We start from the raw sequence: 13,987 nt of genomic DNA on the forward strand, positions 1-13,987 counted from the left end.
GCAAAAAAATGACAACAAAATATATTTTTAGATATGCCCTTGCTGCCTCACTGGCGGTTAGTGCAGCATCCTGTAAAAAATCGCTTGATTTGCAGCCTATCTCCGATGCAACGGTTAATAATTCATACAATACCGCATCACAGGCAGAGGCAGCCCTGGCAGGTGCTTACAATACTTTTGTATCTTCAGATTATTACATCTGGGATAATACCTACACAAGCGATGTACGGTCTGATAACCATTATGCCGGTGGTGATAACCCAGATTTCTTTCAGTACGATAACCTTACCTTAACAGCCACTAACAGCAAGGTATATGGCGATTGGAGCAACCTTTACAATGGCATATTAAAGGCAAACACGGTTATTCAACGTGTGCCCTTGATTACCGACCCCAGCTTAGCTGCCGACCGCAAGGCGCAGATAGTGGGCGAGGCCAAATTTCTGCGTGCTTACCACTATTTCCAGTTGGTTAAAAACTGGGGTGGCGTGCCGCTGGTTACGGTACCGGTAACTACTACAGATCCGGCTGATATTAATACACCACGCGCTTCTGTAGCCGATGTGTACAACCAGATCATTGCCGACCTTACCGATGCTGCAGGGGTATTGCCGGACACTTATGGCGATGCAAGCGTGAACAAAGCCCGTGCAACCAAGGGCGCGGCTAATGCATTACTGGCGAAGGTATACGCTCAAAAGCCAGATCGTGATTACAATAAAGTGCTTACTTATGCCGATGCTGTAATAAGCAGCCCTGCCGGTTATGCATTGGTTAGCAACTATAGCGATTTGTTCGACGATAACCATTATAACAACTCGGAGTCGATATTGGAAGCACAATTCAATGGTACAACTATAGGCAACTGGTCGCCATCATTATTGTTGCCGCCATCTATAACAAGTACTACCTGGAGGAAATTTATTACCCCATCAAAAAACCTGGCTAACGCGTTTGACAGCGAAGGTGATGTGGTTCGTAAAAACCAAACCATGCTTTTTGAAGCCGCTCCCTGGGTTGATGAATATTGGTCTGCAACTGTTAACGGTGTTGTGCCTTTCCCATACAAACAACGTAACCTGGTTAATGGTAACAGTACCAGCAGGCAATATATGTTAAGGTTAGGCGATATTATTTTACTAAAAGCAGAGGCCTTAAACGCGCTTGGCCGCACCGGCGAAGCTGCTACCGAAGTAAACAAGATCCGTACACGTGCGCACTTAGGAAATACCCCCGCGGCAACGCAATCTGCAATGGCCCTTGCTATTGAAAAAGAACGCCGTTTGGAGTTGGCACAGGAAGGCCAGCGCTGGGATGATCTTGTAAGGTATGGCAGGGCAGAAACGGTAATGAATGCCTTGAATGAAACTAACCTGATCACAGGCCAAAAAGTAAATTACAACATGACAGTTCAGAAGGAGTTGTTGCCAATTCCGCAGACAGAACTTAACCGTAATCCGGCTTTAACACAAAATCCCGGATATTAATAAAAAAGGCGGGACAATATTCCCGCCTTTTTTATATTAAATTTATTACAAAATTAAACCACTCTTATCTTGAAACCAATACTTGTAATTATACTATTGCTTACCGCTTTCGGCAGCGGAGCTATCAAGGCGCAGGAAAAAGCGGCGCGTAAACCATTGAGATCTGCAAAAGCAACTGTTTGGCTTACCAAGCCCGATAAGTCAGCTTTATTAGAGAAACAGGCTACACCGTTAACTTTTAGCAGGCTGAAAAATAATTACCCAACCATTACGGTAGATGAAAACCAAAAATACCAGCAGATAGATGGCTTTGGCTTTACGCTTACCGGGGGTAGTGCCGTGCTCATAAATAAATTGCCACTACAAGCCAGGAAACACCTGTTAAACGAACTTTTTTCTACCAGGGGGAATGGCATTGGTGTAAGTTATCTTCGTATAAGTATTGGCGCGTCTGACCTTAACAGCGAGGTTTTTACTTATGATGATGTACCTGCGGGCGAAACGGATGTTAAGCTGAGCAAGTTTAGCTTAGCAAAAGACGCTGACGTTATTTCGCTGTTAAAAGAGGTCTTAGCTATTAACCCACGGATTAAAATACTAGGTAGCCCCTGGACGGCGCCTTCATGGATGAAAACTAATGAGTCATCAAAGGGCGGATATTTAAAACCGGAATATTACCAGGTTTACGCGCAATACCTCACAAAGTATATCCAGCTAATGAAAGCGGAACACATCAATATAGATGCTATTACACCGCAAAATGAACCGCTTAACCCAAAAAATAACCCAAGCATGGTGATGGAGGCAGCGCAGCAGGCCGAGTTTATAAAAACTAACCTGGGGCCAACCTTTAAAGCAGCCGGCGTTAAAACAAAGATCATTACTTATGATCACAATGCCGACCGGCCGGATTATCCTATGGATATTTTGAAAGACCCGGAAGCCCGGAAATATGTAGATGGCTCAGCATTTCACTTATATGGTGGAAAGATCGAAGCACTTACCGAGGTTCACAATGCCTATCCGGATAAGAATATTTACTTTACAGAACAGTGGGTAGGTGCTCCGGGAGATTTTGCAAGTAATTTAAACTGGCACATCAATCAGCTTATTATAGGTGCCACACGTAACTGGTCGCGCAATGTACTGGAATGGAACTTAGCCGCAGATGCAAGTTATTCGCCGCATACGCCCGGTGGCTGCACAGAATGTTTGGGCGCCATCACGGTAGGAAATGATATTACCCGCAATGTTGCTTATTACATTATTGGCCATGCTTCAAAATTTGTGCCTCAGGGTTCGGTACGCATCGCGTCAAACATAAGCGGCGATTTTGTGAATGTTGCTTTCCGTACGCCTCAGGGTAAAAAGGTATTGATCGTTATAAATAACGGTAAAAATAAAGGCTCATTTAATATTAGAGATAAAGGCAAAGCCGTTGCTTACGAACTGGGTGCCGGCGCTGTAGGTACTTTTGTTTGGTAACCTGTTTTTTTTATTGCGGGAACCGGCAATTATAACTGATTTGATCACATTATTTGAAATTCACAAATAATGGATTGAAATGTACAAACTGCGGGCTAATATCTTCAGCACCTTTGCTTTATCAAAATGAATAACAACATGGAAGACAAAAGTAAGGTAGCCCTGGTAACCGGCGGTAGCCGCGGTTTGGGTAAAAATATGGCGCTAAAACTTGCCGATAAAGGTATTAACGTGGTTATTACTTATTACAGCAAAGAGCAGGAAGCGCTTGAGGTAGTTGCAGAAATACAACAAAAAGGGTTAAAAGCCGCCGCTTTAAAGTTAGACGCGGGAGATGTAAAAAGCTTCGATGCTTTTTTTGGCCGGTTAAAAGATGTTCTTAAAAGTACCTTCAACTCACAAAGTTTTGACTTTTTGATCAATAACGCCGGTATTGGGCGGAATGAGTTGATTGAAAAACTGGAAGAAGATATTTTTGACGAATTGCTGAATGTGCACTTTAAGGGCGTATATTTTTTAACACAGAAAGCACTGCCTTTGCTGAACGACGGCGGAGGTATTATCAATATATCGACAGGCCTTAGCCGTATTATTTTGCCACGATACTCTGCCTATGGGTCTATAAAAAGCGCGGTAGAGACCTTTACCAAATACCTTGCTGTTGAGCTTGGCGGCCGTAAGATAAGGGCGAATGTGGTAGCGCCGGGAGCTATTGCAACAGATTTTTCTGGCGGACACGTTCGTGATAACGAACAAGTTAACCAGACGGTATCTGGTATGACCGCACTTGGCCGCGCCGGTTTGCCGGAAGATATAGGCGGGGTTGTAGCTTTTTTATGTACCCCGGATGCAGGCTGGATAAATGCACAGCGTATTGAGGTATCCGGTGGTATGCGTATTTAATAAGATCAGTAAAATTTGTGGCAGATAGTTAAATTTGATTTTGCAAAAGTTATGATCTCAAAATCGATAGAAGACTTTTATAGGAAATCAACAGCCAGCCTCCCGCAAGGAATTATAAAGGAAATTGGCCATTTCAATGTATTTGAGATAGAAAAGCTGTTTGATAAAAAAACGGGTACACGCATAATGCCCTACAGCAGGCGCGAGTATTACAAGATCAGTTTTATAAAAGGCAGGAGCAGGGCGGAGTATGCCGATAAGGTAATTGATATCCCGGAGAGCGCCCTGCTTTTTGCTACACCCAAAATACCCTATCACTGGATTCCGCAGGATGATAACCAGTCGGGGTTATTTTGCATTTTTACCGGAGATTTTTTATCTCAGAATAAGGCCGGTATTGTACTGGATGACCTGCCGATCTTCCGCCCGGGCGAACTGCCTGTCTTTCAGATCACAGCAGAGCAATCGCAAGAACTGGAATACATTTTTCGAAAGATGCATAAAGAGCTGGCAACAGATTATCTGTATAAGTATGACCTGCTTCGTAACCTGCTTTTAGAAGTGATCCATTATGGGCAAAAATTGCAGCCCATGTCGGCACTCCACTCTACTCAGAATGCCTCCGAAAGAATATCTTCCTTATTTATCGAACTGCTGGAAAGGCAGTTCCCTGTAGAATCGCCACAGCAGCATCGGCTTGGTCTTCGTACAGCTAAAGAATATGCAGACAGGTTAGCCATACATGTTAATCATCTTAATAAGGTACTAAAAGAATCTACCGGTAAAACAACTACAGAGATAATTAGCGGCAGGGTAACGCAGGAAGCGAAAATTTTGCTTAAGCAAACCGACTGGAATATTTCTGAAATAGCTTACCTATTGGGCTTTGACGATCTGGCAAATTTTTCTAATTTTTTCAAAAAGCAAACTACTTTTACACCAATGGCGTTTCGTTCTTAGTACTATCCCTTAATATCGTTTCCAGCAGTATATCGGTTTAACGTAAATTCATACATCATGAAAAACATATCAAAAAACATTATCCGTATAACCATGGCTGTAGGTATAGCATTTGCCGCTTTATTTACCCCATCTGTGGCGCATGCACAGCAGGCTGCCCCGGTTAAAAACATCGTTTTGGTACACGGCGCATTTGTAGATGGTTCGGGATGGAAGCCGGTTTATGAGATACTGGTGAGTAAAGGTTACCACGTGAGCGTTGTACAGCAGCCTTTAACCTCTTTTGATGCCGATCTGACTGCGGTAAAGCGCGTATTAGATCTTCAAAATGGCCCTTGTATTTTAGTTGGCCATAGTTATGGCGGTGGTTTAATAACCGAAGCTGGTAACGACCCTCATGTGGTGGGTTTGGTTTACATAGCGGCCCATGCACCCGATAAGGGCGAATCTGAAGCAGACAATGGCAAGCGTATGCCTTCTGCTTATAAATCCCTGCAAAAGCCGGCTAATGGGTTCGATTACATAGACCCGGCACAATTTCCCGCCGATTTTGCAGGTGACCTTCCTAAAAAGGAAGCGGAATTTATGGCCAACGCGCAGATGCCAACAGCCGACCAGGTTTTTCATGCCATAATTCAAAATCCAGCATGGCGGACTAAACCCAGTTGGTACATGGTAGCTAAAGCCGACCGCATTATCAATCCTGACCTGGAAAGGATGTATGCCAAACGTGCCGGCAGCCATACCGTGGAAATAGAGGGGGCAAGCCATTCTGTATTTTTGTCGCACCCCGCGGATGTTGCCCGGTTAATTATTGAAGCAGCAACAGGAAGCTCTAAATAGCATTATTGCACCCCGTTGCCGCTTCTGTAAATTTCTACTAATTTTTTACCATGCGTACGCCATAAACCGGGCCGGCGCTGTTGCCTTGTTTAGGTAATAATTTTATGCTGACCTTGTTTTTTCCTTTTGTTAACTCGATAGGTATCTCATAAGAGATATCATAAAAGCGGCTTTCTTTATACTTGTTCAGGTCCTCGGTAGTTAGCTTTACGTTATCGATCAATATATCGAAAACACGGCCGCGGTTATCCATACCCCAGTAGGTGTTGATAAGCGTGTTTTTTTCGTTGGCATCTATCTTCATATCAAAGGTGATAAAACCTCCCTCATTAGTAGAGCGCCATTTACGCTGATGATCTTCACCGTTAATGATCTTTTCGCCGGTAAAGTTATGGTCGCGCTCGGGTTGCATTTCTCCCACACGTAAAATATCGGTAGTGCGGGCCTCCAGCTCCCGGGCTTTTTTACGGGCTTCATCATAGGCTTTTTGTTGCACCACCCAGGCATCCGGCGAAAACACATCCCAGTAAACAGAGTAATACTCGTTTTTAGTTTGATTGAATGGGATTAATTTCACATCGGCAGGCTGGGCAATATTAGCGGTACGGAAGCCGAGCTGGCTTTTATCAACCATCTGTAGCCACTTGTTAGGGTCGGTTTCGCTGGTTACAAATACAGGTACACCATTTAACGGATCTGGCTCGGTATCGCCTAAAACACCGGCTAACAAAACCGGGCCATAAAACAACGCGCGGCGGTTGGCATTATCAGGCATCGATTCGGTATAAATACTTTCAGGAACTGTAAACTCAATCAGGTCGTTATTTTTCCAGGTACGATCTATCACAAGGTAACCGGTACTGTCTTTACTTACCTGCAGTGTTTTGCCGTTTACTTTAAGTACCGAACCGGTGGTCCATTTTGGTTGACGGATGCGGATAGCAAACTTTATTGGCTTTGTTGCGCCAATAGTAAAAGTAACCTTATCGCTCTGGGGCAGGGTGGTTTCCTGTTTAATGGTGATGCCCTTATCCTTCCAGTTAAGTATCGATGGGATGAATAAGTTAACATATAAGCTGCCATCGCTACCGCGGAAATAAATGCTCTCGTTATATTTTACATGGTTCTCCATACCCGAACCTACACAGCAGGTAAAGGAGGTAAACGGTGAGCTGTATTCCTTTTTACCACCCATGCGCAAAGGCACAAAATAGCACATCATGCCATCGTCATGGTTTTGCGAGGCAAGGATGTGGTTATAAAGCGCTTTTTCGTAATAATCCATTAAACCTGCAGAGGGGTTAACCGCGAATAGGTGGCGGGTAAGCTTTAGCATGTTATAGGTATTGCAAGTTTCGGTAGTATTTTCGGTGAGTTTATCGTTAAGCTTGCATGGCTCGCCCAGGTATTCGTAATTGCTGTTACCGCCGGTAACGTACGAGTGGTTGTTTACAACAGTTTCCCAAAAAAAGTCGGCGATAGCCTGGTCTTTTTTATCTCCGGTGAGTTCATATCTGCGGGCGCTGGCAATAACTTTGGGTATTTGTGTATTAGAGTGCTTACCCGGCAATACATCCTGTTTTTCGGCCAGTGGGTCAAGTATCCGTTTATCGTAGAATTTATACGACAGATCAAGATACTTTTTATTGCCCGTAAAGGCATATAGATTTACAAATGTTTCGGCCATGCCGCCATATTCGCAGAATAGCATTTTCTGCAGTTTTTCATCATCCAGGTTTTTGATGGTTTCGCCTGTCCAGTTGGCTAAACCTTCGCTTATCTTCAATGCCTGTTTATTACCACAATATAAGTAAACATCAAGCAAGCCCGCGAAAACCTTATGTACCGTATACCAGGGCGACCACCCGCCATTAAGGTCAAACCCGCGCGAACGGATTTCGCCCGCGGCAACTTCGGCCCAAATGGTATCTTCTTTAGGAATAGCACCTATATAGCCTGTTTTGCGTGCCTTTTGGCACTCATCAAGTTCGCTCACTATGTAATTTGCACGTTTTAAAAATTCCGCATCGCCTGTAGATGCATAGTGCATGGCTATGGCAGACATATAATGCCCCAGGGTATGGCCGGCCAATCCCGATGATTCCCAACCTTCATACTTTGCACCTTTAGGCTTTAACCCCGAATGCGAGCGAAAATCTGAAAGCAACCTGTCGGGGTTAATTGATAGCAGGTAAGCCTCATCAGCTTTCATGGCAGTTTTAAAAGGCCCGTTAAGCAATTGTACCTGGTTTAAATTAAAGCTGTAAGCTTTTATAGGGGTAGCTGTTTTTACCTTGATGTGCGAGTCGTTAAACTCCGGGACATAATTTTGTGCATTTATATCATTAGCAGTACCTATAACCATCAATATATAGCAGGGTACCAATAGTAATTTTTTCTTCAGCATAATAGTTTATAAACAGGTGAATGAGTGAGGTAAAATTAGGGTAAATAAAATACCGCTATTGTATCATTATTGGCAATTGATACCCGGATTTTAACTCGTTTATATGTAAGTATGCTTAGGCAATATATTAACTGTTGTTAATATATTGCTATTAGTGAGCAAATTACGGCTAACTCCCGGTTGGCAATGCTAATATCTTTATCCTAAAGTTTTATTAACCCCTAAAATAACTGGATATGGATTTTAAATGGCTACTCAAATTTGCGTGCCTTATACTATGCTGTACATTTACAGCTACGGTATACGCACAAACCACACAACTGCGAGGTAAAATACTTGATGATGATAATGCACCTGTGCCCGGTGCTACCATCAAAGTAAAAGGAACCACAAATGCGGTAAGCAGCGCGGCAGACGGAAGCTTTTCAATAAGCTATAATAATCCGTCGACTTTAATTGTAAGTTTTATAGGCTACACCACTAAGAATATAAATGTAACCAACGAAACTAATTTGGTTATAACCTTAGCCCCAGACAGGCAGGCCCTGGGCGAGGTTGTGGTGACAGCATTAGGTGTAAAGCGAGAGAAGCGAAACCTTACTTACAGCACACAGGAAATAAAAGGAGAACAGCTCACGCAAACAAAAGAACCCAACCTGGTAAATGCTATTGCAGGCAAAGTTTCGGGTGTGCAAGTAACAAGTTCATCGGGCACGCCGGGTAGCTCTTCAAGGATAGTTATACGTGGCGGGTCATCCTTTTTTGGCGAAAACCAGCCGCTAATGGTAATTGATGGTGTGCCGGTTGACAATGCGGAAACGGGTAACCTTAATTCGGGCCCGGGAACTAACAGGCTGGCAGATATCGACCCTGCTATAATAGATAACATAAACGTATTAAAGGGTGCTGCCGCAACAGCGCTATACGGCTCTAAAGGCGCTAATGGCGTTGTTATTATCACAACCAAAAATGGAGGATTAAATAAAAGGGCGACCATTAACGTTTCATCCGATTTTTCGTTCGAGAAACCTTTATTACCACAAATACAAAGCAAGTACTCGCTGGGAACCAACGGGATTTATTTTGATGGCGAAAGTCAAAAAACAAGTACCTCATGGGGCGCTCTTATGGATACGCTGTTAATTAACGGCCAACCCGCCAAAAAGTACAACCAGTCCGATTTGTTTTTTAGAACAGGGCATACTTATAACAATACAGTAAGCATAAACGGCGGCGGTGCAGCATCTACCTACTTAATATCTTATTCAAACCTTACGCAGGACGGAACAGTACCTACAACATCTTTTAAAAGGAACACAATATTTGCCAAATATGGGGCAGAGATCCTTCCAAATTTACATACCACGTTCCAGCTGAATTATGCTAACTCCAAAAACGACAGGATGCCGGAAGGATACGCACTGGAAAGCCCGGTTTGGACAATTTTTTCGGCGCCTATATCTTACAATATGCAGCCTTCTACAAATCCTGATGGCACACAGCGTTTGTATCGTTTTTCGCGCAATAACCCTTATTGGGTGCTTGACAATATCAAGAACACATCATCAGTAAACAGGTTTCTGCCAACATTTACGGCAGATTACAAACCTTTAAAGTGGCTTACTATCACCGAGCGCTTCGGGGCAGATGTGTATACAGAGATGGCAAGATACCGCGAGTCGACCAAGTCATCATCTAATCCGAACGGGCGTTTGGTTGATTATAATAACACCTTCAGACAAATCAACAATGATTTAATTATCAGTGCCAACAAGCAGGCCGGCGATTTTAATATAGACGTGTTATTGGGAAATAACATTATATCAACATATTCAGAAAATACATATGCTAACGGTGTTGGATTAACCGTGCCTGGTTTATATAACATGAGCTCGGCATCGTCGGTTACTTATAGCGAAGGATCTTACCTACAGCGTAAAGTTGGGTTTTATCTGCAATCATCGGTAGATTATAAACGTTTCCTGATATTATCCCTTACAGGCAGATATGATGGAAACTCGGTACTAGCAACGGATAAAAACTTTTATCCTTACGGCTCGGCAGCAACCAGCTTCATATTTTCCGAATTCTTTTCTGATAGCTTTAAGCAAATAATGAACCTGGGTAAAGTGAGGGTTTCTTACGGTACTGTGGGTAACGACGGCAGCATAGGCGCGTATAATTTATCAACGGCTTACGATAAGCAAACTATCCGCAATATAGCTTTTCCATACAGCGGGCAGGCAGGGTTCTTGATAAGCAATACGCTTGCTAACGCCACCCTTAAAAACGAAAGGATCAACGAGTTTGAAGTTGGTTTCGAGGCAGGCTTTTTTAACAACCGTATCAGTTTAGAAGCATCTTATTTTAATAAGCAAACCATTGATGGGATTATTCCAAATGTGGCCATTGCGCCGTCAACCGGCTATAGTGCCACCAGCGTAAACTCTGCTAAAATGCGTAACAGGGGTATTGAGGTATTATTGAACGCGACCCCGGTTAAAACGCAGGATTTCCGTTGGGACCTTACCTTAAACTTTACACGGCTCCGCAATAAGGTGCTCGGTATTTACCAGGATCAAAAACAACTTAGCAATGGCTTTACATCTATTATCCTGGATCAGCCTTATGGGGTTATCTTTGGTACGCGTTACGCGCGTAATGATCAGGGTAAATTGCTAACTGATGATACCGGATTGCCGTTTGCCGATGCCGAGCAAGGGATTGTTGGTAACATAAACCCCGACTGGCTTGGCGGGATGAACAACAATATCAGGTATAAACAATTTTCATTAAGCTTCTTCTTTGATATTAAACAAGGTGGTGATATTCAGAATAACGTTGATGGATACGGCTATTTTTATGGAACACCAAAGGTGACAGAAGATAGAGGCCCGCGTGTTGTTGACGGTATAAACGCTACAACCGGCCAGCCAAATACAGTATCTGTTAACGGGCAGGCGTATTACCAACGTATTAATGGTGTGCTGGAATCTGTGATTCAGGATGGCAGTTATATTAAGTTACGTAATGTAAGTATTGGTTATAGCTTTAAGCCATCATGGTTAGCTAAAACGCCTTTCAAATCGGCCTCGGTGGGGGTTACCGGTCGTAACTTGTGGATACATGCACCACATTTTACCGGTGGCGACCCTGAAGTAAGTTCGTTTGGAGCTGCAAACGGATCGCAGGGGATCTATTCATTCTCTACACCAACATCAAGGTCAATCGATTTTAATATTAAGTTCACCTTATAAGCTTTTGCTTATTGCAAATAAAGTAAACATGAAAAAATATATAATCTTACTAACAGTTACACTCACCGTATTTACGGGGTGTAAAAAATATATCGATGTAAATAAGGACCCTAACAGGCCTGTAAACGTAAGCGAGGCTTTAATACTTGCACCGGTAGAAGTAGCTATATCACAAAACATACAAGCCGCCGGGGGCGGTAACCTGGCTATTATAATACAGGAATATATGCAGGTGATAGCGCTGAACCAGCCGCCGCCTAATGCAGGTACTTATTTAATGTACAACCAGGATATGGACGGCGATTGGTACAACTTTTACGTTCAATGCCTTAATAATCTGGTTATTTTAAATAAAAAAGCCGAAGCAAATAATAATACCAATTACGCTGCTATAGCCAAAATACTAACCGCCTATTGCCTTGGCTCGGCTACCGATGTTTGGGGTGATATACCCTATTCAGAGGCTTTTAATGGTATAGATAACTTAACGCCTGTGTATGATTCACAGGAGAAGATTTACGAGAGTATCCAAACCCTGCTTGACAATGCGATAGCAGATATTGCTAAGGGCGGCATACTAAAGCCGGCTGGCGACGACTTCTTTTATGGGGGCGATATGGATAAATGGCAAAGGCTTGCTTATACGTTAAAGGCACGTTATTATATGCATTTAACTAAAGCGCCCGGCCATACGGCGGCAGCACAAGCACAGCTTGCCCTTACCGCCCTTGAAAAAGGAATGATAAGTAACGATGATGACCTGAAAATGGAATTTGGTGGTGAGGCCGGCGAAGAGAATCCATGGCAGCAAAACTTTCTTCCGGGTTCTACGCTGGTGCTGGCATCTACGGGAGTAGAAGGGTTTAAACAACGTAGCGATCCCAGATTATCAAAAATGGTAGCGCCAGCAAAAGAAACAGGCTTATACACAGGCAGAGAGATAGGAATTGATGGAATTGGTAGCTTAGAATCATATTCATTAGGTGGGCCTTTTTATGCTAATGCAAGCTCAAATAACTACATTTTCAACTATTCAGAAGCGCTGTTTTTAAAGGCGGAAGCTACCCTTATTACATCAGGTGTTAGCGCTGCCCAACCCATTTATGTAGATGCTGTAATGTCGCACATGACTAAGCTTGGTATAGGTACTACCGCTGCAAATAACTATCTCACCGCGAGGGGGGCATTAACAGCCGGCAATGCGCTGCAACTGATCATTGAAGAGAAGCAGATAGCGAACTACCTTTCGATGGAAAATTTTACCGATTGGAGAAGAACGGGCTTCCCGGTGTTAACCAAGGTGAAAAATGCATTATCGGAGATCCCGCGCCGGGTATTGTATCCTCAAGCAGAGATCATAGCTAATTCGCAGCCTCAACAAACTGCAAAGTTAACTGATAGATTATGGTGGGATGCGCAATAATGTATGCTACTTAACAGATATTACTATTAAGCCCATTTTTGATAATATAATGCTACAACCTGTTAAATAGCAGCATTATTACTTTTAAGCGAAGAGTTAATTTTGAACAAATAATAAAATATGATAAAATTTGATTGGAAAGGTGTTTTCCCGGCAGTAACAACAAAGTTTACAGCAAACGATGAATTAGATTTTGAAGCCTTTGATAAGAATTTAAACGCGCAGATAGAAGCAGGTGTAAACGGCATTATATTAGGCGGATCGCTGGGGGAGGCCAGTGTTTTAAGCGATGAGGAAAAGTTTGCGTTACTTACGCATACCATTAAGTTTGTTGACGCGCAAATACCTGTTTTGTTAAATATTGCCGAGCAAACCACCAAAGCAGCTATTGCACTTGCCCAAAAAGCGTTGGATTTAGGTGCCGATGGTTTAATGGCATTGCCACCAATGCGATATAATGCTGATACTTACGAAACGCTTAATTATTTTAGCGCGATAGCCAAAAGCACGCCTTTGCCTATTATGATATACAATAACCCGGTTGATTATAAAATAGAGGTTACCCTTGATATGTTTGAAGAACTTGCCGCTTATGATAATATACAGGCGGTAAAAGAATCAACCCGTAACATATCAAATGTTACCCGTATGATCAACCGCTTTGGCGACAGGTTTAAAATAATGACCGGGGTTGACCCCTTAGCTATGGAAAGCCTTGTAATGGGCGCGCATGGCTGGGTAGCCGGTTTGGTTGATGCCTTCCCAAAAGAAACGGTTGCTATTTACAGGCTGGTAAAAGCAGGGCGTATTGATGAGGCATTGGCTATATATCGTTGGTTTTTGCCTGTTTTAGAGCTGGATATACACCCCAAACTGGTACAATACATTAAACTGGCCGAAGTGGCAACAGGTATTGGTACCGAAACGGTACGCGCGCCGCGTTTAGCCCTGATGGGAGCAGAGCGTGCGCAGGTGCAAAAAATTATAGATGATGCATTGGCTACCAGACCGGTTTTACCTGAAGGTACCTGGGGTGAGTTAAGCGAAGTAACAGCATAGGTTAATCAGAATTAACACAGCGAAGCCAGATAGGTATTTATGTCTATTCTTTTGCTTAAAGCAAGTTTGAGTTAATAATTACACTGCAAAACAGAAGGCTGCCAAATAATATTTTGGCAGCCTTCTGTTTTTAACGTTAGCTTGATTTTGTTTTTCGCAAAAT

Annotated in this window: 9 protein-coding genes; 8 read left to right on the top strand and 1 reads right to left on the bottom strand. The window is 43.0% G+C overall.

The genetic code is table 11. The features are described 5' to 3' along the window. The first annotated feature begins 8 nt into the window (after positions 1 to 8). From NPE20_RS13990 to NPE20_RS14010, 5 genes are all read left to right on the top strand, one after another. Entirely contained in the window at positions 9 to 1,487 is a 1,479-nt protein-coding gene (locus tag NPE20_RS13990; RefSeq protein ID WP_256539285.1) for a RagB/SusD family nutrient uptake outer membrane protein, read from the top strand. Between the two features lie 69 nt (positions 1,488 to 1,556). Then, a complete protein-coding gene (locus NPE20_RS13995; protein ID WP_256539286.1) occupies positions 1,557 to 2,972 on the top strand; it encodes a glycoside hydrolase family 30 protein in 1,416 nt (471 codons plus the stop codon). A gap of 138 nt (positions 2,973 to 3,110) precedes the next feature. After that, positions 3,111 to 3,875 carry an SDR family NAD(P)-dependent oxidoreductase gene (locus tag NPE20_RS14000; protein ID WP_256539287.1) on the top strand — a complete coding sequence of 255 codons (765 nt, stop codon included), beginning with the start codon at positions 3,111 to 3,113 and terminating at the stop codon, positions 3,873 to 3,875. A gap of 51 nt (positions 3,876 to 3,926) precedes the next feature. Then, positions 3,927 to 4,835, top strand: a complete 909-nt coding sequence (locus NPE20_RS14005; RefSeq protein ID WP_256539288.1) for a helix-turn-helix domain-containing protein — start codon at positions 3,927 to 3,929, stop codon at positions 4,833 to 4,835. 57 nt (positions 4,836 to 4,892) lie between these two features. Further along, positions 4,893 to 5,678 carry an alpha/beta hydrolase gene (locus NPE20_RS14010; RefSeq protein ID WP_256539289.1) on the top strand — a complete coding sequence of 262 codons (786 nt, stop codon included), beginning with the start codon at positions 4,893 to 4,895 and terminating at the stop codon, positions 5,676 to 5,678. A 37-nt stretch (positions 5,679 to 5,715) separates the two neighbouring features. Here the strand turns inward: NPE20_RS14010 and NPE20_RS14015 are convergent, their stop codons facing one another. Beyond that, positions 5,716 to 8,085 (bottom strand): glycoside hydrolase family 127 protein, encoded by a 2,370-nt coding sequence (locus NPE20_RS14015; RefSeq protein ID WP_256539290.1) that lies wholly within the window; start codon positions 8,083 to 8,085, stop codon positions 5,716 to 5,718. Between the two features lie 236 nt (positions 8,086 to 8,321). Between NPE20_RS14015 and NPE20_RS14020 the strand changes: the two genes are divergently transcribed. The 3 genes from NPE20_RS14020 (at position 8,322) to NPE20_RS14030 (ending at position 13,824) form a co-directional block, all read left to right on the top strand. Next, a complete protein-coding gene (locus tag NPE20_RS14020) occupies positions 8,322 to 11,342 on the top strand; it encodes a SusC/RagA family TonB-linked outer membrane protein (protein ID WP_256539292.1) in 3,021 nt (1,006 codons plus the stop codon). A gap of 28 nt (positions 11,343 to 11,370) precedes the next feature. Next, positions 11,371 to 12,765 carry a SusD/RagB family nutrient-binding outer membrane lipoprotein gene (locus tag NPE20_RS14025; RefSeq protein ID WP_256539293.1) on the top strand — a complete coding sequence of 465 codons (1,395 nt, stop codon included), beginning with the start codon at positions 11,371 to 11,373 and terminating at the stop codon, positions 12,763 to 12,765. 120 nt (positions 12,766 to 12,885) lie between these two features. Further along, positions 12,886 to 13,824, top strand: a complete 939-nt coding sequence (locus NPE20_RS14030; RefSeq protein WP_256539294.1) for a dihydrodipicolinate synthase family protein — start codon at positions 12,886 to 12,888, stop codon at positions 13,822 to 13,824. Positions 13,825 to 13,987 lie beyond the last annotated feature (163 nt).

The sequence above is a fragment of the Mucilaginibacter aquariorum genome, from assembly GCF_024498135.1.
GTDB classification, from domain to species: domain Bacteria; phylum Bacteroidota; class Bacteroidia; order Sphingobacteriales; family Sphingobacteriaceae; genus Mucilaginibacter; species Mucilaginibacter aquariorum.

Coding starts and splice junctions, on each gene's coding strand:
- NPE20_RS13990 (WP_256539285.1), top strand. CDS start 9: ATGACAACAAAATATATTTTTAGATATGCCCTTGCTGCCTCACTGGCG.
- NPE20_RS14000 (WP_256539287.1), top strand. CDS start 3,111: ATGGAAGACAAAAGTAAGGTAGCCCTGGTAACCGGCGGTAGCCGCGGT.
- NPE20_RS14005 (WP_256539288.1), top strand. CDS start 3,927: ATGATCTCAAAATCGATAGAAGACTTTTATAGGAAATCAACAGCCAGC.
- NPE20_RS14010 (WP_256539289.1), top strand. CDS start 4,893: ATGAAAAACATATCAAAAAACATTATCCGTATAACCATGGCTGTAGGT.
- NPE20_RS14015 (WP_256539290.1), bottom strand. CDS start 8,085: ATGCTGAAGAAAAAATTACTATTGGTACCCTGCTATATATTGATGGTT.
- NPE20_RS14020 (WP_256539292.1), top strand. CDS start 8,322: ATGGATTTTAAATGGCTACTCAAATTTGCGTGCCTTATACTATGCTGT.
- NPE20_RS14025 (WP_256539293.1), top strand. CDS start 11,371: ATGAAAAAATATATAATCTTACTAACAGTTACACTCACCGTATTTACG.
- NPE20_RS14030 (WP_256539294.1), top strand. CDS start 12,886: ATGATAAAATTTGATTGGAAAGGTGTTTTCCCGGCAGTAACAACAAAG.